The organism is Litoribaculum gwangyangense (assembly GCF_039543505.1).
GTDB lineage: Bacteria > Bacteroidota > Bacteroidia > Flavobacteriales > Flavobacteriaceae > Litoribaculum > Litoribaculum gwangyangense.
This window is the reverse complement of the sequence record NZ_BAABJW010000001.1, coordinates 293,718-317,749: the sequence shown is the minus strand read 5'-3', so window position 1 is coordinate 317,749 and position 24,032 is coordinate 293,718. Positions and strand designations below refer to the sequence as shown.

Here is a 24,032-nt window from a genome sequence, read left to right as displayed (position 1 = left end):
AAGTTTTAGATACAGGTTTTTAATTTATTTTTGCCCTATGTTATCCATTGAAAAATACCAACAAATTTTTGTTGAATATTTAGAAAAGTATTCAGCAGTTAAAGAGCCGAAAAACCTTTATGAACCCATTGAATACATATTGAATTTAGGCGGAAAACGTCTCAGACCTGTTTTAACCCTCATGTCTACAAATATTTTTAATGGGGATCATAAAAAAGCCCTGAATGCTGCTTTAAGTATAGAGGTGTTTCATAATTTTTCCTTGGTTCATGACGATATTATGGATGATGCACCACTAAGAAGGGGTAAAGAAACAGTGCATGAAAAGTGGAATATCAATACTGGAATTTTATCAGGAGACGCCATGTTAATTTTGGCGTATCAGCTTTTTGAAAATTATGATGCCAGTACGTTTCAAGCATTGGCGAAACTATTTAGCAAAACAGCTTTAGAGGTTTGTGAAGGCCAACAATACGATGTAGATTTTGAAACCAGACAAGATGTTACCATATCGGAATATTTAAAAATGATAGAATACAAAACGGCCGTTTTGGTGGGTGCTGCTATGAAAATGGGAGCCATTGTTGCTGAAGCTTCTTCAGAAGACCAAAACAGTATTTATAATTTTGGTAAAAATTTAGGTATAGCTTTTCAATTACAAGATGATTATTTAGATGCTTTTGGCGACCCAAAAATGTTTGGAAAACAAGTTGGAGGCGATATTATTGAAAATAAAAAGACATATTTATATTTAAAAGCTTTAGAGTTTTCAAATGAATCGGATAAGTTAATTTTAGAACAACTATTTTCGTCAAATCCTGAGGATATTTCCAATAAAATTACTTTAGCTAAGCAAATTTTTGAATCATCGGGATCTGCTGAAGCTACAAAAAAAGCCATTCAAGACTATACCAATATGGCATTCGAGGTTTTAAATTCTTTAAATATTTCAGATGAAAAAAAGCAACTATTGAAAGATTTTGGAATAGGTTTAATGAACAGAACCATTTAATGAATTTACCAGCTACATTTGATGATTTAATTGAAGAAGCGAATAAACTGGATTTATATAAAAAACTGATTGTTCAAATAAATAAAGATTTTCTTTTAGCTAATATTGATTTAGATTTTCATGAGGATGTTTTACCATCAAGTTTAAAATTGATACTCCATGAAACTATTTACAGACTCATTCAAGAAAAGTTTACGGAATATTTAAACCTACTTTACATTATTGATGTTCCAGAAAAAGCAATAAAAGCTTTGGATGGTGAAGACATACTTAATTTGTCTGAAAACGTATCGTTTTTAATTCTGAAACGCGAATGGCAAAAAGTTTGGTTTAGAAATAAGTATTCTTAGAAATCTTTTTTCTTTGATTTAAAAACAATTCTCCAAACTGGGAGCGTTACCCAAACCAATAATACAGCAAATGATACCATTAATCCAAAACTAGTTCCAAAAAATTGCTTAAATACTGCTCCAGTATAACCTAATAATGCTGAGATATCGAGCTTTAATAAAATAAGCGTTCTTGATAAATCTATCGGATTTAACATGGTACCAACAAGTGACAATTTATCTAGTGGATAGTCTTCAAACAAAATGAGTGTCATTAAAAAGACACCATCATAAATTATTGCCAGTAGCAACCATAAAAGAATAGCATAACCAAATCCTTTTATCTTGTTTTCATTAGATAAGGCGATATTGAATGCTAATGCAGTAAAAATGAGTGTTAGAAAAACACCAGTAATGAGTAATAATGAAAAATCCCAAATAGCTGCACTTTTAAACAATCCATAAAATACAAACGGAATACCTAAGCCTAAAATAAGACTCATTGAAAGTGATAAGGCAACACCTAAATATTGTCCTAAAAATATAGATGAGCGTTTTAAGGGTTGCGCCAATAATAACTCCGTAAATTCTTTAGAATTGTAGTAGTACATCACACCAAAAATTGTACCTATTAATGGCACTAATACTATAATAACATTCATTAAAGTAATGACTGCTTTGGATAAATCGTTATTTAAAAATAAGAGCACGATACCAAGTAATAAGTAAAATGCAAAGTACACATAACTCCAGCGACTGCGCATTAAATCGTAAAAACTGTATTTTAATATTTTAAGCATGATTGTTGGTTAATATAGACGCAATAGCATGCTCAAAATCTGGCTGCTTGGTCTTGGTTTTTAAATCTTGAATGGTGCCTTTAAAGTAAATTTTACCCTCTAATAGGAATACAATTTCATCTGATACTTCTTCAACAAAACTCATAATATGAGAGGTAATTAATATAGTTTTTCCTTTTGCTTTTTCAGCTTGAATTAAGTCTTTTAGTCTTATCAGTGAAATCGGATCTAATCCTGAAGTAGGCTCGTCTAAGATAATGAGGGGACTATCAAACATAAAGGTTAAAACAATATTCACTTTTTGTTTTGTACCTCCAGAAAGATTGCCAAGTTTCTTATCTAAAAAAGGTTCAAGCTTAAACAACTCTATCAAACGTGTTTCTTCCTTTGTAGGCTTACGCAAATCCTTTATCATTTTTATAAGTTCCTTGACTTTTAAGTTACTCGGGAAATTGGCTATTTGTGGTAAATAATCAATTTTATGTCTGTATTCCGAGCTTTTTTTTATGTTTTTACCTTGGACTTCAATAGTACCTTTATCTGGAATTACCATGCCTAAAACAGACTTTATTAAGGTGGTTTTACCTGATCCATTTGGTCCAAGGACTGCAAAAATTCCGCCTTCATTAATACTGAGGTCTACACCTTTTAAGACTTGATTTTTACCAAATTTTTTATGTAAATTTTCAATACTTACCATGTTGCTTTTTTAATTAAAGGGTTATTGTCCAATAAATTATCAGGCGTGAAAACTGGTGATACTTTTTCAGAAAAATCAATGATATCAATAAATAAGCTACGTAAAAGAATAATTGTTTCCGGAGTTCTGTTTACTATATATGAAAATAGCTTAACAGGTCTATAAGGGACATCACCTACTCCATCTTTATCAAGATCGTATCCTGTGTAGTTACTCCAAAAGTTTCTATCAAATACATTGTCGTTTACTTTACTATTGTAGGATATATCAAAAGAATTATACAAAAAATTATTCTCCAAAAAACTATTAGTATAACAAGCTCCTCGAACCTTAACAGCCCAACCATTATTTATAAAATTGTTGTTCTTGTAAACAATTCTGTTAGAACCTTCAATATTTATACCTATGGTGTTTTCCTGAAAAGTATTTCCAATAATTTCGGCATCATTAATCTCTTTTAATAGCATACCATAAGATGCTGTTCCCCAATTTTCTTTAAAGGTGTTATTTATCATCTTTATTTTTTTGGAAAACATCACTGCAACTCCTGCTCCATTATTTTCAAAGGTGTTGTCTTCATAAAGATCATCGTTCGAAAACATAAAATGTAAGCCATAACGTAAATTTTGCTCACTGACGTTGTTTTTAATAATACAGTTATTAGAAAACTCTAAATATATCCCATCACGAACATGTTCAACAAAGTTGTGTTCTATTTCTATATAATTGCTGTACCATAATTGAATGCCATTTCCGGAGTTGTATTCTTCAACAGCATCACCAATTATTTTGTTATGATAAATTTTTCCGTAATTCGATTTTTCAATGTAAATACCAAAAAACAGGTTTTCTAGAACCACATTTTGAATGACAAAGTTTTTGCTCTTTCTAACTCGTATAGCGGCATAATCTTCGGTATAACTCGTTCCTACATTAATCACAAACAAGCCATCAACAGTTACATTGTCTGAAATTATGGTAATTATTTCACCTTTTAGCTCTCCATCAATTACTGGATAGTTTTCACCAATAATTGTTAATGGTTTGTTTATTGTAATGTCATGCTCTTTATAAGTTCCTTTTTTAACAATAATGGTATCAAAATCTTTGGCTTGAGCAATAGCTTCGGATAAGGTTGAAACAGAACAAGAACTGCATACCTCAATGTTTTGAGCATACATTATGTTAGCCATAAAAATGACCGTTAAAAATGTGATTAATTTGTTCATGAAACTAGTTCTTTAAATGTGCTAGTAGTTTTTCCCAAGAATACAGCTCACCTCCTTTTTCTGATTGAATTTTTTCAGCATCAACCTTATTTTTAAAGGCAGATAAGAAAGCTCCCATTGGACTTGGTACATTCTCGCTTATTAAAAAAGTAGCTTTAGTAGCATCGATTAAAACTTCAGGTTCGGTAAAATGATTAGTGAGAAAAATTTTTATTTCTGATGAATCCTCAAACTCATGTAGAAAATTAATCATACATTCTGAAGCATCAAACTTATAGACCTTTCCTTTGTTGGTCACAATTTCTGCTCCGTGAACCTTGTCAACAATGGTCATTTTACAAAAATGACATCCATCATTGCCATAATCAATAGCTTGTGGTGATACATTACAACTAAATAAAAAAAGCAGTAATGCAATAATTGAATAGTGTTTTAGTGTTTGCATTTTTTAGTGTTTTAGTGTTTTGTCTTTTCTTTACATAGCAAAGCTTTTTTATGATTTTTCTTTCCAACTAAATAGGCTACTAATCCCATTGCAATTCCTAATCCTAGAAAGTAAGCTCCTAGTCTCGGATAAGAATGAGCTTTAAAATTTAAAATGTCTTTACTACCAAATAATGGAGGCTGAAAGCCCATTACTGTTCCATCGGGATTGGTAAATTTCATTATAGCCTTTGGATCTAAATTGTGACCATAATCATGCTCCCAAAGGTAAAAGTCATATAGTCCAGCACTACTTAAAACAACCATTAAGATAAACCAATATAAGAACCATTTGTAATTGCCTTTAAAGGCAATTAACAAGCCTATGATGGTGGTAATGATTATTCCTGCAGGAAATATTTTAAATTCTGGGATAGCCTCAGGAATATACTTCATACCAACATAATGATTCATCAAGTTGATGTTTTTAATATCGTGTGGGTTGACATCAGCAAAATCATTAATGTAAATGTACATACCCAACGGCGTTGGATATTGTGGAGCTTCCAGTGTAATTTTCCAAAGTGGAAAAAGAAACAATCCTAGTGGTAAAATTGCTGCAAGCAGCATGATGATATTTGACTTTTTCATCGTTAAGGCTTTTAGTGATTTTTTTAGCGTTTTAAAAAGAAAGGCGAGAGCGAAAAGACTACTCTCGCCTTTGTTAGGAAAATAAACACTAAAACAAAATTCTCCTAAGTTTGTTTTATTCTATATCTTCCCCTAGTGACCACTTCAATGGTGTGTTAGCATTCGCTGCAGATACTCTAACATATCCTTGCATTTCTTGGTGCAAAGCAGAACAGAAATCTGTACAATAGAACGGCCAAACACCTTCTTGTTTAGGCTCCCAAAGGAAGGTCTCCGTTTGTCCTGGCATGATAAGTAACTCAGAGGTGTTTGCACCAATCATACTAATACCATGAGGGACATCATAATCCTGCTCGAGGTTAGTGACATGGAAGTACACTTTATCTCCTACTTTTATACCTTCAATGTTATCTGGAGCAAAGTGACTACGAATGGTTGTCATATAAATATGAACTGTTTTACCATCACGTACAACTTTTGTATCTGCCTCACTTTTTGCAGCGTAAGGATGCTTGTTGTCTTCTAAGTTAAATATCTTTTTAGAACGAGGTTTGATTAAATCTGCAGGACATCCAGCAGCATAATGTGGCTCACCAATAGTTGGAAAATCCAACAACAATTCCATTTTATCGCCAGAAATATCATATAACTGTGCAGATTGTGTAACCTCTGGACCTGTTGGTAAATAACGATCTTTTGTGATCTTATTCATTGCTACCACATATTTACCAAATGGTTTTTGTGAGTTACCTCCAGGAATCATTAGGTGACCAACTGAATAGTAACATGGTTGTCTGTCTAAAACTTCCCAAGTACCAACTTTCCATTTAACCACTTCTGATGAAATAAAGAATGTGGTATATGCATTTCCTTTGTCATCAAACTCAGTATGTAAAGGCCCTAAACCTGGTTGTTCTACAACACCAGCTAATGAAGCTTCAAACTCAATAATTGGAATACCATAAGCATCACCTGCAAAACTTTCATTTTCAATGGCAGCCAACATTTTTGTAAATGAGTGAACTGTTAAGTTAGCAGAAAGCTTTCCACTACCTACAATATATTCACCTGTTGGGTCCACATCACAACCATGTGGTGATTTTGGAGTTGGCATTAAATAAACTGCTCCAGGAACGTCCAACGGATTCACTGTAAGTACTTCTTTTTTCATGGTAGAAGTTGCCATGTGTGTATTTTCATCATTCACATTATGTGCATAATTAGTTGGCATCATTGTTCCTCCTCCATTGTTCACATATTCTTCAATTTTCTTCCAGTTTACAGCAGCAATAAAATCTTTATCATTTTGAGAGGCATTGACTTCCATAAGTGTGCTTGCTTCTTCAGTGTTGTACGTTGAGAAGAAGAACCAACCATGAGATTTTCCACGACCTGGATGTGATAAATCATAATCAAATCCTGGCATGATTAATTGGAATTTAATATCCATATTTCCATGTTCTGGATCGACAGTAATAAAGGTTAATGATCCTTTAAAATTTCCTTTGTAATCCTTAATTGGCATATCTTTTTGAGGAATAGGAACAGAAAAACGTGTTCCAGCTACAACATACTCCGTATTTTCAGTCACAAAAGATGAACTATGGTTACCAGCACTATTAGGAATCTCAATGATTTCTGTAGTTTCAAATGTTGATAAATCAATTTTTGCAATACGCGGCGTATTGTTACCATTAATAAATACCCAACGACCATCAATTACTCCATTTGTTTGTGAAATATCTGGATGGTGAGCGTCGTCCCACGGCACAAAACCATGAGAAGTATTTAACATTGGTTTTGTTTCTTCATTATAACCATAAGCTTTTTCAGCGTCTTGTGAAAACACTGGAATCACTTTAAATAAACGTCCTGATGGTAATCCGTAAACAGATAACTGTCCACTAAATCCACCAGATATAAAAGCATAAAACTCGTCATGCTCTCCTGGTGCTACATATACTTTTTCGGCAACATTATTTGCCAGAGCGCCAGAATTTTTTCCTGATTTTGCTCCATTATTACAACTTGTAAATGCTACAAGAACAGCTACAATTGCAAGAGTTGATTTTAATAAATTCTTCATTGTTAAATTATATTAGATTAGTGTTTTTTATTCTTCAGATGGAGGTAATAATACCTTATCTATGACATGTACAATTCCATTTCCAGCTTTCACACTAGCAATAATATTGGCCCCACCTATTACAGGTTTACCATCAATTACTTCAACATTAACATATTGATTATTTGCTTGACCTAACTTAGGAAGCTTAGTTAAAATGGTGGTGCTTAAATTTCCCGGAGTTACATGATATTTTAAGATATTGGCCAAAACCTCTTTGTTTTCTGGTTTAATGAGATTTTCAACGGTGCCCTCTGGTAAAGCAGCGAAAGCTGCATCTGTTGGAGCAAATACAGTAAGAGGGCCAACATTTACCAACGCATTTTCCACTTGTGCAGCTTGTACGGCAGCTACAAGAGTTTTATGGTCTGGAGACCCAATTGCTATCTGTAAACAATTAGGGGTGGCTTCATCATCCTCAATAAATGCTTGTCCGGTATTTTCATTTGATTGTTCACTCATATTTGTAGACGTATCTACCTGTGGGGCACCTTGGTTCTTGTTCTTACATGAATAAAATAGGCTTATGCTGGCAAAAACAAGAAATAATTTTTTTGTTGTTCTCATTGCTTATTTATTTTAGTGTTCGAAAATATTCTAATACTGCCCTAGCTTCCTCTTGAGTTAAGTTTTGATTTGCCATCGGGGAGCCATTAAATTCTATTAATAATTCTTTAGCTAAAGGGTCATTTTGAACCATGCCTTCAGGATTAAGAATCATATTCATGATCCATTCTGGAGAACGACGTTCCAAAATTCCTGTAGGAGCAGGACCAATAAATTTTTTATCTGGTCTGTGGCAAGCAGAACACATTTTTTTAAAGACTTCGCTTCCGTGTGTTGCCATGACCTGATCAATTTCCGTATTTAAGTTTACTGAAGATATCGGACCAATACCCTTATTGTTTAAATCAATTTTTTTTGAAGCAGGTATTTTTTCTGCGCTTGTATTGGCTTTGTTTTCACTTTTAGTTGGTTTTTCGTAAGAAAAATTTTCTTTCTTTTTGTCTTCTTTACCACCACAGCTTAACAAAATTAGCAATAGTAATGACGATAAAATTTTTAGTGTTGTTCTCATATAGATTTATTTTATAGGGCAAATCTATCATGAAGTGGGTAGAAATAATATGATAAAAATCATATTTAAGACAAAAATATCTTTTTTATATTTGTTTGAAATTTAATACTTAAAAATGCTTTCAAACTCTTCAAAATATGCAATTAAAGCCGTTTTATTTATAGCCGTAAACTCCAAAAGGGGAAAAAAGGTAATGGTTAAGGATATTGCTAATCCTATAAATGTACCCAAGCCTTATATTGCTAAATTATTGCAGAAGTTAGTTAAGGAAAAGATTATATCCTCTACTAGAGGACCTAGAGGAGGATTTTATTTAAATAATGAAAATTTCAAGGTTTCAATAATGAAAATAATTCACGCCATTGATGGGGAAAAAACCCTGAAATCATGCATGCTAAGCTTAGATACCTGTAATGAAGAAAAGCCTTGCCCCTTGCACAATATTCTTAGTATATCCAGAGATAACATCCTAAAACACCTTAACCAAAAGACTATAGAAGATTTATCTAACGATATTAATTTAGGGCAATCATTTCTTCCTTTATGAGTTAAAAATAAAATCTCATAAAAGGTGCCCAAGGATCCAAATAAATACTCCTTTCACGGTCAAACAAAACATCGTATCTAACACCAAAAGTAATATTACCACTTCTATAACCAGCGCCCAAAAACAACGCAGGCGACCAATAGTTGTCATCAGGAATATTCAAATTAACATTATAGCGTCTATTCACGTTGAGTTCTTCAAATTCAGCTGATAACTGTAACTCAGGAATAACATTAAACAAAGAAATTAAACTACCCCCTAAAATAGTCGATTTATAAACACTTTTTTGATTATTAAACGTAGCGTTAAGACCGAGGCCAAGAGCAAAATAATTATTAAATTCATAAATAGCACTTGGTGCCAACGTGGCGCTAAAAAAACCGTCACCAAAGTTGAGTCCTACACCGCCTCCATATCTTACTTGGTTCCAAAAATTACTGCTTTCACTTTGTGCTCTTGAGCACAGAATATAGCATGAAAATGCTATTAAAAGCACAATTGTTTTTCTTACAGAATTAAAAAATGAAATCATAGGAATTTAAGGTAAAATCAAAAATTTAACAGGGATATGCCATCGTTTAATTAAAATAACAATATCCATTATAAATATAGTTAAAGAAACATCTAATTTTAGTAAAAGTTGTATTTTTGCTGAATATTTTGACTAACCCAAACGGGATTATAAGAAACAATGGATAAATTTTCATTCTTAAACGCAGCTCATACAGCTTATTTTGCTGATTTATACGACCAATATTTACAAAATCCGGATACTGTTGAACCTAGTTGGAGAGCCTTTTTTCAAGGTTATGATTTTGGTAGTGAAAACTATGGTTTAAATGGTGAAATTGTTGAAGGTGTTTCAACACAAATACCCGAGTATGTCCAAAAAGAATTCCATGTAGTTAGGCTTATTGATGGTTATAGAATGCGAGGGCATTTGTTTACTAAAACAAACCCCGTTCGTGAAAGAAGAAGTTACACACCCACGCTAGAATTGCACAATTTTGATTTATCAGAAAGCGATTTAGATACGGTTTTCAATGCCGGTGAAATTTTGGGTATTGGAGCGCAAACCTTACGCGAAATTGTTAAACATTTAGAGCGCATTTATTGCGACTCTATTGGGGTTGAGTATATGTATTTGCGCAATCCTGAGGTTATTAAATGGTGGCAAAACCAACTCAATAAAAATGATAACCAACCTAATTTTTCGGTCGACACTAAAAAATATATACTTTCAAAATTAAACCAAGCTGTTAACTTCGAAAACTTTTTGCAAACCAAATATGTAGGTCAAAAACGCTTTTCGTTAGAAGGAGGGGAGTCTTTGATTCCTGCTATAAGTAATGTGCTTTTTTATTCCGTCGAAAAGTACGGTGTAAAAGAGTGTGTTTTAGGAATGGCACATCGTGGCCGATTAAGCACATTGGTTAATATTTTTAGAAAGCCCATGCGCGAACTTTTTAGTGAGTTTGATGGAAAAGATTTTGAAGATGAAAATATTGATGGTGACGTTAAATATCACCTGGGGTTAACCTTAGATAAAACCTATCAAAATGGTAAAAATATTAAGATGAATTTGGTGCCAAATCCATCGCATCTTGAGACTGTTGCATCTGTAGCTCAAGGAATTACTCGAGCAAAAATCGATAGTGATTATGGTGGAGATAATTCTAAAATCATTCCCATCATAGTGCATGGTGATGCAGCTATTGCTGGTCAAGGTATTGCGTATGAAGTAGCACAAATGAGTCAATTAAATGGGTATAAAACAGGTGGAACCATTCATATTGTAGTTAACAATCAAATAGGTTTTACTACAAACTATTTAGATGCACGTTCAAGTACTTATTGTACCGATGTTGCAAAAGTAACCCTTTCACCTGTATTACATGTAAACGCTGATGATGCAGAAGCTGTGGTTCATGCTGTTGAGTTAGCTTTGGAATATAGAATGCGCTACAAAAAGGATGTTTATATTGATTTGTTGGGGTACAGAAAATATGGTCATAATGAAGGAGATGAACCTCGTTTTACACAACCCAAACTATATAAGGAAATAGCAAAACACCCCAATCCGTTTGAAATTTATTCTAAAAAGTTAATATCTGAAAACACTATTGATAAAGCCTATGTTGATAAAATTGTAGATGATTTTAAAGAAACTTTAGAAAATGAATACAATAAGTCCAAAGAAGCTGACGCATCAATAGTTAGGGAGTTTATGCAAGAACGTTGGACAGATTTCAAACGTAAAGGGTCAGAAGCAATGCTTGAAAATGAAGACACTACTTATCCAAAAGATAAATTAGAAAACATTTCTAAAGTGGTTTCAACGGTTCCAAAAGGCGTCAAGTTTTTACGAAAAGCAGAACGAATTCTTGAGGGTCGAGCTAAAATGGTATTTGAAACTGATACTTTAGACTGGGGGATGGCAGAAACCTTGGCTTACGGAAGTTTAATGGAAGAAGGCTTTAATGTCCGTATTTCAGGTCAAGATGTTGAACGCGGTACCTTTAGCCATAGGCACGCTATAATGCGTGATGAAATTTCCGAAGAACGCATCAATCTTTTAAACACCAATCCTAATAATAAAGGTAAAATGGATATTTACAATTCCTTTTTATCAGAGTATGGGGTGTTAGGTTTTGACTATGGTTATGCCATGGCAAACCCTAATACATTAACCATTTGGGAAGCACAGTTTGGAGATTTTAGTAATGGTGCCCAAATAATTTTTGATCAATACTTATCAGCAGCTGAAGATAAATGGAAGTCCCAAAATGGAATTGTTGTTTTATTGCCTCATGGTTACGAAGGCCAAGGTTCAGAACATTCATCGGCTAGAATGGAACGTTTTTTACAACTTTGCGGCGTGGATAATATGACGGTTGCAGATTGTACAACGCCTGCGAATTTTTATCATTTACTTCGGCGTCAAATGAAACGTGATTTCAGAAAACCATTAATTGTCTTTACTCCCAAAAGTTTATTGCGCCATCCAAAAGCTGTATCATCATTAAATGAATTAGCAGCTGGTGAGTTCCAAGAAGTTATAGACGATAATATAAATCCAAAAGACGTAAAAAAATTAGTATTCTGTACAGGTAAGTTCTATTACGATTTGTTAGAAAAAAGGGAAGAATTAGCTACTAAAGAAGTTGCTTTGGTAAGGATAGAACAATTATTTCCTTTGCATATGCAAAAAATACAAGCTGTTATTGATAGATATCCAAATGTTACAAAATACATCTGGGCACAAGAGGAACCAAAAAACATGGGATCATGGACGCACATGGCGCAACGTATTGATTTGGTTAAGCTTGAAGTGAAATCAAGACCCTACAGTTCTGTTCCCGCTCCAGGTTCCAGTACACGTGATAAAAGAAGGCAACAGCGCGTTATTAACGCGGTTTTTGATATAGAAGAATAAAAATTAAAAAACACTATTAAAATTATAAATCAATGATTTTAGAAATGAAAGTACCCTCGCCAGGGGAATCTATAACCGAAGTAGAAATAGCAACATGGCTAGTTGAAGATGGCGATTATGTGGAAAAAGACCAAGCTATTGCTGAGGTTGATAGTGATAAGGCAACTCTTGAATTGCCTGCTGAAGTTAGTGGAATTATTACACTTAAAGCAGAAGAAGGAGATGCTGTTGAGGTAGGAGCTGTTGTTTGCTTAATTGACACTGATGGGAAAAAGCCTGAAGGCAGTCCGTCTTCAAAAGAAGAGAAAAAAGAAGAAACTCCAAAATCAGAAAAACCACAACCTGCAACTACAGAAACTAAAACTTATGCAACTGGTACTGCGAGTCCTGCGGCAAAAAAGATTTTAGATGAAAAAGGGATAGATTCCAAATCGGTTTCTGGAACTGGTAAAGACGGAAGAATCACCAAAGAGGATGCAGTAAAAGCTGTACCTTCAATGGGAACTCCATCGGGAGGAAATAGAAGTACCTCTAGAAGTAAAATGTCTATGTTACGTCGTAAAGTAGCAGAGCGACTTGTGGAAGCCAAAAATACGACAGCCATGTTAACAACCTTTAATGAGGTTGATATGTCACCTATTTTCAATTTACGCAATGAGCACAAAGAAAACTTTAAAGCCAAACATGGTGTAAGTTTAGGTTTTATGAGTTTCTTCACTCTAGCGGTGGTCAGAGCATTAAAAATGTATCCCGCTGTTAACTCTATGATAGATGGTCAAGAGATGATTTCATTCGATTTTTGCGACATCAGTATAGCGGTTTCTGGACCAAAAGGACTCATGGTTCCAGTCATGCGAAATGCAGAAAACTTAAGTTTTAGAGGCGTTGAAAGTGAAGTAAAACGTTTAGCTATTCGTGCACGTGACGGACAAATAACCGTAGATGAAATGACTGGCGGAACATTCACCATTTCTAACGGGGGTGTATTTGGTAGTATGTTATCAACGCCTATAATAAATCCTCCTCAAAGCGGTATTTTAGGGATGCATAACATAGTGGAGCGTCCTGTTGCCGTAAATGGTAAAGTGGAAATTCGACCCATTATGTACGTAGCTTTATCTTATGATCACAGAATTATTGATGGTAAAGAAAGTGTGGGCTTTTTGGTGGCCGTAAAAGAAGCTTTGGAAAATCCTGTTGAATTATTAATGAATAATGATGTAAAAAAAGCTTTGGAGTTATAAGAGATAAAACCAATAAACAAAAATAAAAAAAGGTGTTACATATCTATGCAACACCTTTTTTTTGAAAAATAACTAACTAAATAAAAAGAACAATGATATTGATAGAAATAATCACCACAATTAAAGCCACTAAGCCTATTAAACAATATTTATTGATAAGATTATTTTCTTTTTCCATGGGGTTAAATAAATTTTTTCAAAAGGTTTTTATTAGAAACTCTGTGCTTTTAAAGACACAGAGTTTCCTTTAAAAAATCTCTCAAAAAAGAGTTGACTAATAGCTTTGTAAAAGTAAAAGAGTTCATTGTGAAAACAAATACGTACTTCTACGTATTTTTAAAGAAAGAAACTCTATAAAAGGCGAAAGCTCTAAACCGTTACGGTTTAGAGCTTTCTATAATTCTCCCTAAGAACTAATTAATAGCACTGTAAATGTAGTTTATGTTACGGATAAAAAAAATACGTACTTCTACGTATTTTTATAAATAAGCTTTATTTAACCCTGCCCATATGGTTAGTGAGGTTGGTTTGTCATCTAAGCCTACTTTAGCAACAATATTGCTACGGTGTTTGTCAACCGTTCGAACCGATATAGATAACTCTTTCGCTATATCATGACTAGTTTTGTTTTCTGAAATGAGCTTTACTATTTTTAATTCAGATTTTGTTAGCAAATCTATAGTTTCAGGTTTTTTCTCTATGTTATTAACTTTTAAATAATGGGCTATTTCTTCACTAAAATAAGGTTTGTTGTTTACTACATTTTCAATACAGATTTCAATTTCTTCAATTGCAAATTCTTTTAAAATATATCCGTAAACATTAAACTCTTTAGCTTTATCATAAAGCGCTTCCTCTTTATCAAAAGTAATAAGTATAATTTTAGTTGGTAAGTTGTTTTTTTTACAGGCTTCCGCAATTTCCAAACCTGTTTTATGGGGCATTCTTATGTCAAGAATCGCAATTTTGGGTTTTAATTTTACTATCAAGTTGTAGGCTCTATTCCCATCGGTTGCACTTCCAACAATGTGATAGCCTTTAGAGGTTAAAAAATCGGTTAAACCACGCAACATTAAAGGATGATCATCTGCAATAACAATGGAGGTGTTCATTAATTTTTTAAGCTATTTTTTGCTGTTAATTTATAATTTTAAATATAAATATTTCTTTTCATAATCTATTATGGCTTTCCCTTTTTTTAAAATATCAGCCCCTATTATACCATCTACTGGTTTTGAATTATGGTTCACTAATGCTGTATTTACATGGGTAAGATTAAATAAAACCAATACAACTTTTTTGTTAGACCATTTACCTATTTTAACTTCATTTTTTTTAGACATTTTGGTGTCCATATCAATAGCACCTGCGCCAGCAGCTTTAATTATAGAGTCTTCCGCTTCTAGTTTAAAGTTTTCAATAGCCTCAAAACCCACGCATGAACTTGATGCACCTGTATCTAAAATAAATAAGCCTTCTTTGCCATTGATGGTTGCTTTAATTTCAAAATGATTGGTTTTAGTAAGGTGTAATTTTATTTTAGTATAGCCTTTTTCTAAAAGAAATTCCTTGAGCATCTTATCAAATTAATTTTAAACAAATATAATCATGTAAAAACATTTATTTTTACAAAATGATAATTACTGATACTCATACACATTTATACAGTGAAGCTTTTGATGAAGATAGAAACGAGATGATAAATCGAGCTATTGATAAGGGCATTTCACGATTTTTTATTCCTGCAATAGATTCTACCTACATCCAAGCTATGCTAGAACTTGAAAAAGCTTTCCCTGAAAATATCTTTTTAATGATGGGTTTGCATCCCACACATGTTAAAGGCAACTATGAAGAAGAGTTAAAATTTGTTGAGCAGATGCTGGCATCAAGGAAATTTTATGCCATTGGTGAAATTGGTATCGATTTATATTGGGACAAATCAACATTAAATATCCAAAAAGAAGCTTTTAAATATCAAATCAATCTAGCAAAAAAACATAAGCTCCCGATAGTAATTCACTGTAGAGAGGCTTTTGATGAAATATTTGAGGTTTTAGAAACCGAAAAGGATGATAATTTATTCGGTATTTTCCATTGCTTTACAGGATCTGTAGAGCAAGCCTATAAAGCTATTTCTTATAACATGAAATTAGGTATAGGAGGCGTTACAACCTTTAAAAACGGCAAGATTGATCAATTTTTGCATCAAATTGATTTAGAACATATTGTTTTGGAAACCGATTCGCCCTATTTAGCACCAGTTCCTTATAGAGGAAAGCGCAATGAAAGTGTATATATATTAAAGGTTCTAGAAAAATTATCAGAAATTTATAATATTCCTCAAGAGGAAATAGCAAGAATAACCACAGAAAACTCAAAAGATATTTTTAAAATTTAAAATATGAGCAATTCAAAACCCAAAATATTACTTATTTATACTGGGGGCACTATAGGTATGGTAAAAGATTTTAAAACAGGTGTTTTGAGAGCTTTCGATTTTAAAACACTGCTAGATAAAATACCTGAATTACAACTTTTAGACTGTAATATAGATACAGTTTCATTTGAAAAACCTATAGATTCCAGTAATATGAATCCGAAATACTGGGTTCAAATAGTAGAAATTATTGAAAACCGCTACAATGCTTTTGATGGTTTCGTGATTCTTCACGGAAGCGATACCATGAGTTATTCAGCATCAGCATTAAGTTTTATGTTGGAAAATTTAGCAAAACCAGTAGTGTTTACAGGTTCTCAATTACCTATTGGTGATTTACGTACCGATGCTAAAGAAAATTTAATTACTTCAATTCAAGTGGCCTCAATGCAGGTTAAAGGTAAACCTGCTATAAAGGAAGTATGCTTGTATTTTGAATATAAATTATACCGAGGAAATAGAACAACAAAAATAAATGCAGAGCACTTTCAGGCATTTGCCTCATTAAATTATCCGGATTTAGCTGAATCAGGAGTGTATTTAAAAATTAACCATGAATATTTATTCAAGCCAAATACTAGAAAAAAATTAATTGTTCATAAGAATCTGGATGAAAATATAGCATTGATAAAACTGTTTCCAGGTATTACAAAAGCGGTTTTTGAAAGTGTTTTTAATATTCCAAATCTTAAGGCAGTAATTATTGAAACTTACGGAGCAGGAAACTGTACAACAGAAAAATGGTTTATTGATTTATTGAAAGAAAACATTTTTAAAGGTATTTACATAATAAATATTACACAATGCTCAGGTGGTAGCGTAATGATGGGGCATTACGAAACTAGTAGTCAATTGAAAAAAATAGGAGTTATTTCTGGAAAAGATATTACTACCGAAGCTGCTGTTGGTAAACTTATGTGCCTCTTGGGGCTGAAAACACCTCGTAAAGTATTCAAAACCATGTACGAAACTTCATTACGTGGAGAAATCACTTAAAATTAACGGTTAAAATTTTAGTGTTCAAAGTTTTTTTTGTTATTTGACACGCTAAATTAAAGTAACTAAAAATATAGAGAGGTGGCCGAGTGGTCGAAGGCGCACGCCTGGAAAGTGTGTATACCTCAAAAGGGTATCGAGGGTTCGAATCCCTTCCTCTCTGCTGTTATTTTTATTTTTAATTGCTTTTTTTTTATATCTTTAACACTTTAACTAATAAAATTAAGATCTAGAACATGAAAAGATTATTTTCTATCCTTGCCATTACAGGAATAATGGCATTCGGAACTGCTAATGCAACTACAATTGCTAACACAAGTACAGCTGTAACAACTGTAGCCAGTATGACACAAGATGAAGACGCAGCACCTGCTGAAGAACTTGGATTTCATCAAGAATTAAAAAAGCGCTTTATTGAAGGAGGCCCGGGATTCATGGGTATTGTATTGTTATGTTTGATTTTAGGATTAGCAATTGCTATAGAAAGAATTATCTTTTTAAATCTTTCAACTACCAACACTAAAAAATTAACTCAAGATGTTGAGGATGCTTTAGCTTCTGGCGGAGTTGAAGCTGCAAAAGAAGTTTGTAGAAATACAAAAGGACCCATTGCTTCAATTTACTACCAGGGTTTAGATAGAACAGATGAAGGATTAGATGCTGCTGAGAAAGCGGTTGTGGCTTACGGTGGCGTACAAATGGGACAATTAGAGAAAAATGTATCTTGGATTTCATTATTTATTGCACTAGCACCAATGCTTGGTTTCATGGGTACGGTAATAGGTATGATTCAAGCTTTTGATAAAATTGAAGCTGCTGGAGATATGCAACCGTCACTTGTAGCTGGAGGTATTAAGGTAGCACTTTTAACAACCGTATTTGGTCTTGTGGTGGCTATTATACTTCAAATTTTTTACAATTATATTATTGCTAAAATTGATAGTATTGTTAACGATATGGAAGATGCTTCTATCACGTTAATGGATCTATTGATTAGAAACAAAAAATAATAATATAATTAAATAAAGGAATTATGAATTTACACAAAATAATAAAAATAGTGGCTTTCGCCCTAGCTATTATTGGTGCTATTTTTGCGCTAATGATAATGGCAGGTAGCGATGAGAACGCTGAAAGTATGAGTGGTAATATGCTTTATGTAGCCTATACTGTTTTGGGTATAGTATTATTACTAGTTGTTTTATTTGTAGTTAAAGGTCTATTTGCTGGAAACATTAAGAAAACGCTCATGACTGTTGGTGCCTTTTTAGCAGTTGTTATAATATCATATGTTATTTCTTCTGGTACAGATTTAGATTTGAAGCCATTTAATGATAAAGGGCTCGGAATTACAGAATCTATTTCTAAGAATGTTGGAGCCGGTTTATATGCATTTTATCTTTTAGCTATACTAGCTATAGGTTCTATGTTATATGGAGGAGCTAAAAAACTATTTAATAAATAAATTATGGCAAAAAGAGCAGCACCAGAAGTAAATGCAGGCTCCATGGCCGACATTGCTTTCTTATTATTAATTTTCTTCTTAGTAACAACAACTATAGAAACAGATTCTGGTATTAACAGAAAACTTCCACCTATCGAAGAGTCTGAAGAAGATGTAATTATCAAGCAGAAAAATATCTTTACTGTTTTAGTGAACGGTAAGGACCAGTTGCTCGTGGAAGACGAGTTGATGGAACTTAAAAATTTAAGAAAAGCAGCTGTTGAGTTTTTAGATAACGGTGGAGACGGAACTTGCGATTATTGCAAAGGAAAAAAAGATCCTTCATCTTCTGATAACCCAGATAAAGCAATTATTTCTTTGAAGAACGATCGTGAGACTACTTACAAAACTTATATAGCTGTACAAAACGAATTAGTAGCAGCTTATAATCAGTTGAGAGATTCCAGAGCCCAATCATTATATGGAAAATCCTTTGCAGAAATGGAAGCCAATTATAATGATGTAAACTGGCCAGGAAATAAAACAAAGTTGAAAGAGCAGATAGAACAAATTAAAATTGAATATCCTCAAAAACTTTCAGAAGTACAATAATTTAAAATTTAACATCTATAAATATGTCTAAATTTAAAAAGAAAAAGGGAGGTGAAATTCCAGCAGTAAATACAGCAGCTTTACCAGATATTGTATTCATGCTATTGTTCTTTTTTATGGTTGCCACAGTTATGAGGCAAAACACCTTAATGATAGAGAATAATTTGCCATTTGCAGATCAGGTTGAGAAATTAGATAAGAAAGATTTGGTTATGTATATTTATGCAGGAAAACCAAGCGCTAATTACAAACAATATGGAACTGAGGCTAAAATTCAATTAAATGATAAATTTGCTGATGTAAGAGATATTGCAGCTTTTATTGCAGCTGAGCGGGCTTCCAAACGAGAAGAATTAATCCCGTTTTTAACAACTGCATTGAAAGTAGATAGTGATGCTAATATGGGCTTAATTGGCGATATTAAACAAGAACTACGTAAAGTTAATGCACTAAAAATAAACTACACTACCAAGAAAGGTAGCGTTTTTGGAAGAAATTAATTTTACTTTCTTAATTTTATATAAAGGGCGTTTTGATAATTTCAAAACGCCTTTTAATTTTTATAGCTTTGTAATTTAATATGTCATTAAGATGTTATCATTTAAGAGGAAAATAATAATTACTATTTTAATGAAATATGCTATTATAATTCATATGTTTTTATTAAGCGGAACTTTATGTTTTGCTCAAGAAATTGAAGAAAAAGAAGTTGATTCACTTTATAAAGAAGACCAATTTTATGCAGGAATAACTTATAATTTAATTGGTAAATTACCCAATAACCTTTCTCAAAGCGGGTTCTCATTAGGATTTCATTTAGGGTTTATCAAAGATATTCCCATCAATAAACAAAGAGATATCGCAATTGGGATTGGTCTTGGTTATTCGGCAAATTCATTTAATCAAAATTTACTCATAAATAAAGATGGAAGTGGCAATTTGACCTACGAAATTCTTGATAAAAACAGTTTTATTAAAAACAAGTTTTCGAATCATTTAATTGAATTGCCCATTGAGTTTAGATGGAGAACTTCAACCCCAACGGATTATAATTTTTGGCGTATTTATATGGGTTTTAAACTTGGATATGTCTTTACGAATACAACAAAGTATAAAGGGGATTTAGGAACTATTAAATATAATAACAACAAAGACTTCAATAATTTACAATATGGTTTAACACTAAGTGCGGGTTATAATACCTGGAATTTATATTTGTACTATGGATTAAATCCAATTTTCTCAAAAGAAGCTCAGCTTAACGGAAGAAGAATTGAGATGAATGCGATTAAAGTGGGCCTTATGTTTTATATTTTATAGCCAGTAATTAACTAAGACCAACTGCGGGATAACTCCAATAAAAATACCAAGAACAAGTTCTATAGCAGTATGTGCCTTTACATGCAATCTAGATGTTGCTACGGCACCCATAATAATACTCATTAACGCCAAAGTTCCATTAATATTGATATTAAAATGAATGCTTAATGCTATAAAAAACATAGTTATACCAGATATAGCTATCATATGTATACTTGCTTTAAATTTAAATATTGCTAGTATCAGGCAAGCTAGGTTAGATAGAAGTATGCCTAAAAAGAAATAATAAAGCTCTACAACTTGAGAGGGCGTTACAATACGCTTTAATACCAATATAATAATAACGCTGTTAAGCATTAAAGGATAAATTCTCTCATTCGTTGTTACTAATTTTATTGATTTTACCTTGCCTAAAGTTTTTAAAAGAAAATAGAGCAAAATGGGCAGTATAATCGTGAGTATAAAGAGAGAAATTAATTTGGCTTGAACAACTTCCTCTGGAATAAAACGTGGGGATTTAGAAAAATAAAAAATAACACCTAAAAGTGGCATTATTAATGGATGGAAAATATACGAGACACTTTTTAGAACCTTGTCCATTATATTTTTTTACGCAACCTAGCTACAGGAATATCCAGTTGTTCTCTGTATTTCGCCACTGTTCTACGAGCAATAGGGTAACCTTTATCTTTTAAGATTTTTGCTAAGGTTTCATCAGTTAAAGGTTTTTTCTTGTTTTCTTCTTCAATAACAGTTTCTAAAATCTTTTTTATTTCTCTAGTTGAAACGTCTTCACCTTGGTCGTTTTTCATGGATTCTGAAAAGAACTCCTTAATCAATTTGGTACCGTAAGGTGTATCAACGTATTTACTATTGGCTACTCTAGAAACAGTTGAGACATCCATATTTATTTCATCTGCAATATCTTTAAGAATCATGGGTCTTAGGTTACGCTCATCACCTGTTAAAAAGTACTCGCTTTGGTAGTGCATAATGGCACTCATAGTTATAAATAGGGTTTGCTGACGCTGTTTAATAGCTTCAATAAACCATTTGGCGGCATCCAATTTTTGTTTTATGAAGACTACTGCATCTTTTTGCGATTGCGATTTATCTTTGGAATCTTTATAACCTTTTAACATGTTATTATATTCCCTAGACACGTGAAGCTCGGGAGCATTTCTGCCATTTAGTGTCAATTCAAGTTCACCATCAACAATTCTTATAGCGAAATCTGGCACTACATGCTCAACAATTCTATTGTTACCAGAATAGGAACCACCTGGTTTTGGATTTAAGTGCTCAATTTCTGAAATAGCATCTTTGAGTTGAATTTCCGAAACATCAAATTTCTGCAGTAACTTTTTGTAATGCTTTTTTGTAAACTGGTCGAAGGAATTATCAATAATATCTATAGCTAATTCGGTGTCCGGGGTTTTTTCTTTTCGGTGTAGTTGGATACTTAAACATTCTTGTAAATTTCTAGCACCTACACCTGCGGGATCTAATTGATGAACAATTTTTAAAACTTTTTTAATGTTTTCTTCTGTAGTATAAACATTTTGGGTGAATGCTAAATCATCCATGATATCACTTAAATCCCTCCTTATATAACCACTTTCATCAATACTACCTACTAAAAATTCAGCAATTTCACGTTCCTCGTCATTTAATCGATAAGTGTTTAGCTGACTTATTAAATGTTGGGTAAAAGACGTTCCAGCAGCATAGGGCATCGTTTTTTCTTCATCATCGCTACTATAATTATTTGCTTGGGTACGATAATCTGGTATTTCATCGTCACTTAAATACTCATCTACATTAATGTCATCGTTCCCAATAGATTCACTATCGTTAAAGTCCTCACCAGAATTATCCAAATCAGAATCATAATCACTTTCAATCTCTTCTTTACCACCTTCAAGTGCAGGGTTTTCCTCTAATTCTTGCTTTAAACGTTGCTCAAAAGCCTGTGTAGGCAACTGTATCAATTTCATCAATTGAATTTGTTGAGGCGACAGTTTTTGCGACAGTTTAAATTGTAAATGTTGTTTAAGCATGTTTCGATTTAAGGTGGTTTAATCAAATATAAAAAAAGGAATTAGGTTACCAAAGTTATGTCAAGTTTCAAAACTATTTTAAAATTCTGCATTTTGAGGTGTTCTAGGGTAGGGAATTACATCCCTTATATTACTCATTCCAGTTACAAACATCACCAAGCGCTCAAAACCTAAACCAAAACCTGAATGAACAGCCGTTCCGTATTTACGCAAATCTAAATACCACCAAAGTTCTTCCTCAGGAATATTTATGGCGGCCATTTTTTGTTTTAAAACATCCAATCGTTCCTCACGTTGCGCACCACCCACAATTTCACCAATGCCTGGGAATAGGATGTCCATAGCACGCACGGTCTTTCCGTCATCATTCAATCGCATGTAAAAGGCTTTAATATTGGCTGGATAATCAAATAAGATTACCGGGCAGTTAAAGTGTTTTTCAACTAAATAGCGTTCGTGTTCACTTTGCAAATCGGTGCCCCAATCATCAATTAAATATTTGAATTTCTTTTTCTTGTTGGGTTTACTATCACGAAGAATGTCTATGGCTTCGGTATAACTTACACGTTTAAAATGATTATCAGTTACAAAGTTTAATTTTTCAATTAAATTCATATCACTTCGCTCTAATTGTGGTTTGCCTTTTTCTTCATCTTGTAAGCGTTTGTTCAAAAACTCTAAATCTTCACGATTATTTTTAAGCACATAAGAAATTACATATTTCATAAAATCTTCCGCCAAATCCATATTGCCAGCAAGATCCATAAAAGCCACTTCTGGTTCAATCATCCAAAATTCTGCCAAATGACGCGATGTGTTTGAATTTTCAGCTCTGAAGGTTGGCCCAAAGGTATAAACTTTACCAAGAGACATGGCATAAGTTTCAGCTTCTAACTGACCCGAAACGGTTAAATTGGTTTCCTTGCCAAAGAAATCTTTTGAATAATCTATATTTCCAGTTTCATCTTTTGGCAGATTTTTGATATCAAGACTGGTTACTTGGAACATTTCGCCTGCACCTTCGGCATCACTACCTGTAATAATTGGGGCGTGCATGTAGTAAAATCCGTTATCATTAAAGTATTTATGAATAGCAAAGGATAATGCAGAACGCAAACGCATCACTGCACTAAATGTATTGGTGCGAGTACGTAAATGGGCATTTTCCCGTAAAAACTCAAAGGAGTGTTTTTTTGGTTGAATAGGATAGGTTTCAGGATCGGAATCTCCTAAAACAAATAATTCATTAACTTGTATTTCTACTTTTTGCCCTTGCCCTTGGCTTTCAACTAATTCACCTTTAACATGGATAGCGGCCCCTGTAGTAACACGTTTTAAAAGGGCTTCATCAAACTTTTCAAAATCAACCACACATTGTATATTATTTAAGGTTGAGCCATCATTTAAAGCTATAAATCTATTAGCTCTAAAGGTTCTTACCCATCCTTTAATTTCTACCTCTGGTATAACAATTTCTTGTGACAGTAATTCTGAAACGGTTCTTGTTTGCATATATTAAAATTTATATTGTAAAGATAAAAAAGCACATTGGCTTTTCATTACAACTAGATTAAAAAAGATATCTA

General features: G+C 33.0%; 26 protein-coding genes and 1 tRNA gene. 13 read left to right on the top strand and 14 right to left on the bottom strand.

Annotation, left to right across the window (positions count from 1 at the left end; genetic code table 11):
• Window positions 1–37: 37 nt before the first annotated feature.
• Window positions 38–1,012, top strand: a complete 975-nt coding sequence (locus ABD963_RS01355; RefSeq protein WP_345275140.1) for a polyprenyl synthetase family protein — start codon at window positions 38–40, stop codon at window positions 1,010–1,012.
• Window positions 1,012–1,362, top strand: a complete 351-nt coding sequence (locus tag ABD963_RS01350; protein ID WP_345275139.1) for a hypothetical protein — start codon at window positions 1,012–1,014, stop codon at window positions 1,360–1,362. Before ABD963_RS01355 ends, ABD963_RS01350 begins: the two co-directional genes overlap by 1 nt.
• Here ABD963_RS01350 and ABD963_RS01345 read toward each other — a convergent pair.
• The 8 genes from ABD963_RS01345 to ABD963_RS01310 all read right to left on the bottom strand — a co-directional run bounded on the left by ABD963_RS01345 (window position 1,359) and on the right by ABD963_RS01310 (window position 8,347).
• Window positions 1,359–2,141 carry an ABC transporter permease gene (locus tag ABD963_RS01345; protein WP_345275138.1) on the bottom strand — a complete coding sequence of 261 codons (783 nt, stop codon included), beginning with the start codon at window positions 2,139–2,141 and terminating at the stop codon, window positions 1,359–1,361. The two genes, ABD963_RS01350 and ABD963_RS01345, sit on opposite strands and share 4 nt — an antisense overlap.
• Window positions 2,134–2,841 (bottom strand): ABC transporter ATP-binding protein, encoded by a 708-nt coding sequence (locus ABD963_RS01340; protein WP_345275137.1) that lies wholly within the window; start codon window positions 2,839–2,841, stop codon window positions 2,134–2,136. Before ABD963_RS01340 ends, ABD963_RS01345 begins: the two co-directional genes overlap by 8 nt.
• Window positions 2,835–4,070, bottom strand: a complete 1,236-nt coding sequence (locus ABD963_RS01335; RefSeq protein ID WP_345275136.1) for a nitrous oxide reductase family maturation protein NosD — start codon at window positions 4,068–4,070, stop codon at window positions 2,835–2,837. The genes ABD963_RS01340 and ABD963_RS01335 overlap by 7 nt, the downstream gene beginning before the upstream one ends.
• 4 nt (window positions 4,071–4,074) lie before the next feature.
• The gene (locus ABD963_RS01330; RefSeq protein WP_345275135.1) at window positions 4,075–4,515 is read right to left on the bottom strand and encodes a nitrous oxide reductase accessory protein NosL; all 441 of its coding nucleotides are present in this window, start codon (window positions 4,513–4,515) and stop codon (window positions 4,075–4,077) included.
• An 11-nt stretch (window positions 4,516–4,526) separates the two neighbouring features.
• Window positions 4,527–5,123: a hypothetical protein gene (locus tag ABD963_RS01325; RefSeq protein WP_345275134.1), complete on the bottom strand. Its 597-nt coding sequence runs from the start codon at window positions 5,121–5,123 to the stop codon at window positions 4,527–4,529.
• A gap of 136 nt (window positions 5,124–5,259) precedes the next feature.
• Window positions 5,260–7,230 (bottom strand): Sec-dependent nitrous-oxide reductase, encoded by a 1,971-nt coding sequence (nosZ, locus tag ABD963_RS01320; protein WP_345275133.1) that lies wholly within the window; start codon window positions 7,228–7,230, stop codon window positions 5,260–5,262.
• A 27-nt stretch (window positions 7,231–7,257) separates the two neighbouring features.
• Window positions 7,258–7,836 carry a fasciclin domain-containing protein gene (locus ABD963_RS01315; RefSeq protein ID WP_345275132.1) on the bottom strand — a complete coding sequence of 193 codons (579 nt, stop codon included), beginning with the start codon at window positions 7,834–7,836 and terminating at the stop codon, window positions 7,258–7,260.
• A gap of 7 nt (window positions 7,837–7,843) precedes the next feature.
• Window positions 7,844–8,347, bottom strand: a complete 504-nt coding sequence (locus tag ABD963_RS01310; protein WP_345275131.1) for a c-type cytochrome — start codon at window positions 8,345–8,347, stop codon at window positions 7,844–7,846.
• A 115-nt stretch (window positions 8,348–8,462) separates the two neighbouring features.
• Between ABD963_RS01310 and ABD963_RS01305 the strand changes: the two genes are divergently transcribed.
• Entirely contained in the window at window positions 8,463–8,894 is a 432-nt protein-coding gene (locus ABD963_RS01305; RefSeq protein WP_345275130.1) for an RrF2 family transcriptional regulator, read from the top strand.
• 1 nt (window position 8,895) lies between these two features.
• Here the strand turns inward: ABD963_RS01305 and ABD963_RS01300 are convergent, their stop codons facing one another.
• Entirely contained in the window at window positions 8,896–9,426 is a 531-nt protein-coding gene (locus ABD963_RS01300; protein ID WP_345275129.1) for an alpha-ketoglutarate decarboxylase, read from the bottom strand.
• Window positions 9,427–9,585: 159 nt separating this feature from the next.
• On the opposite strand from ABD963_RS01300, the gene ABD963_RS01295 reads away from it, so the two are divergent.
• Together ABD963_RS01295 and odhB are read left to right on the top strand one after the other, a co-directional pair.
• Window positions 9,586–12,330 (top strand): 2-oxoglutarate dehydrogenase E1 component, encoded by a 2,745-nt coding sequence (locus ABD963_RS01295; RefSeq protein WP_345275128.1) that lies wholly within the window; start codon window positions 9,586–9,588, stop codon window positions 12,328–12,330.
• Window positions 12,331–12,362: 32 nt separating this feature from the next.
• Window positions 12,363–13,574: a 2-oxoglutarate dehydrogenase complex dihydrolipoyllysine-residue succinyltransferase gene (gene odhB / locus ABD963_RS01290; protein ID WP_345275127.1), complete on the top strand. Its 1,212-nt coding sequence runs from the start codon at window positions 12,363–12,365 to the stop codon at window positions 13,572–13,574.
• A 479-nt stretch (window positions 13,575–14,053) separates the two neighbouring features.
• Here the strand turns inward: odhB and ABD963_RS01285 are convergent, their stop codons facing one another.
• Together ABD963_RS01285 and ABD963_RS01280 are read right to left on the bottom strand one after the other, a co-directional pair.
• Window positions 14,054–14,686, bottom strand: coding sequence for a response regulator (locus ABD963_RS01285; protein ID WP_345275126.1), 633 nt, complete (start codon window positions 14,684–14,686; stop codon window positions 14,054–14,056).
• Between the two features lie 30 nt (window positions 14,687–14,716).
• On the bottom strand, window positions 14,717–15,151 hold the full coding sequence (locus tag ABD963_RS01280; protein WP_345275125.1) for a retropepsin-like aspartic protease: 435 nt from the start codon (window positions 15,149–15,151) through the stop codon (window positions 14,717–14,719).
• Between the two features lie 56 nt (window positions 15,152–15,207).
• Between ABD963_RS01280 and ABD963_RS01275 the strand changes: the two genes are divergently transcribed.
• From ABD963_RS01275 to ABD963_RS01240, 8 genes are all read left to right on the top strand, one after another.
• Window positions 15,208–15,975 carry a TatD family hydrolase gene (locus ABD963_RS01275; protein WP_345275124.1) on the top strand — a complete coding sequence of 256 codons (768 nt, stop codon included), beginning with the start codon at window positions 15,208–15,210 and terminating at the stop codon, window positions 15,973–15,975.
• A gap of 3 nt (window positions 15,976–15,978) precedes the next feature.
• Window positions 15,979–17,010, top strand: coding sequence for an asparaginase (locus ABD963_RS01270; RefSeq protein WP_345275123.1), 1,032 nt, complete (start codon window positions 15,979–15,981; stop codon window positions 17,008–17,010).
• A gap of 75 nt (window positions 17,011–17,085) precedes the next feature.
• Window positions 17,086–17,173 (top strand) — tRNA-Ser (locus ABD963_RS01265).
• A gap of 73 nt (window positions 17,174–17,246) precedes the next feature.
• Complete coding sequence (locus tag ABD963_RS01260) at window positions 17,247–18,020, top strand: MotA/TolQ/ExbB proton channel family protein (RefSeq protein ID WP_345275122.1); 774 nt, start codon at window positions 17,247–17,249, stop codon at window positions 18,018–18,020.
• A 23-nt stretch (window positions 18,021–18,043) separates the two neighbouring features.
• Window positions 18,044–18,475: a hypothetical protein gene (locus tag ABD963_RS01255; RefSeq protein WP_345275121.1), complete on the top strand. Its 432-nt coding sequence runs from the start codon at window positions 18,044–18,046 to the stop codon at window positions 18,473–18,475.
• 3 nt (window positions 18,476–18,478) lie between these two features.
• The gene (locus ABD963_RS01250; RefSeq protein ID WP_345275120.1) at window positions 18,479–19,066 is read left to right on the top strand and encodes an ExbD/TolR family protein; all 588 of its coding nucleotides are present in this window, start codon (window positions 18,479–18,481) and stop codon (window positions 19,064–19,066) included.
• A 23-nt stretch (window positions 19,067–19,089) separates the two neighbouring features.
• Window positions 19,090–19,566 carry an ExbD/TolR family protein gene (locus ABD963_RS01245; protein ID WP_345275119.1) on the top strand — a complete coding sequence of 159 codons (477 nt, stop codon included), beginning with the start codon at window positions 19,090–19,092 and terminating at the stop codon, window positions 19,564–19,566.
• Between the two features lie 130 nt (window positions 19,567–19,696).
• Entirely contained in the window at window positions 19,697–20,386 is a 690-nt protein-coding gene (locus ABD963_RS01240) for a porin family protein (RefSeq protein WP_345275118.1), read from the top strand.
• On the opposite strand, the gene ABD963_RS01235 is transcribed toward ABD963_RS01240, so the two are convergent.
• The 3 genes from ABD963_RS01235 to asnS all read right to left on the bottom strand — a co-directional run bounded on the left by ABD963_RS01235 (window position 20,381) and on the right by asnS (window position 23,958).
• Window positions 20,381–20,986 (bottom strand): hypothetical protein, encoded by a 606-nt coding sequence (locus ABD963_RS01235; RefSeq protein ID WP_345275117.1) that lies wholly within the window; start codon window positions 20,984–20,986, stop codon window positions 20,381–20,383. The two genes, ABD963_RS01240 and ABD963_RS01235, sit on opposite strands and share 6 nt — an antisense overlap.
• Complete coding sequence (gene rpoN / locus ABD963_RS01230) at window positions 20,986–22,446, bottom strand: RNA polymerase factor sigma-54 (protein ID WP_345275116.1); 1,461 nt, start codon at window positions 22,444–22,446, stop codon at window positions 20,986–20,988. The genes ABD963_RS01235 and rpoN overlap by 1 nt, the downstream gene beginning before the upstream one ends.
• A 78-nt stretch (window positions 22,447–22,524) precedes the next feature.
• Window positions 22,525–23,958 (bottom strand): asparagine--tRNA ligase, encoded by a 1,434-nt coding sequence (gene asnS, locus ABD963_RS01225; protein ID WP_345275115.1) that lies wholly within the window; start codon window positions 23,956–23,958, stop codon window positions 22,525–22,527.
• Window positions 23,959–24,032: the final 74 nt, after the last annotated feature.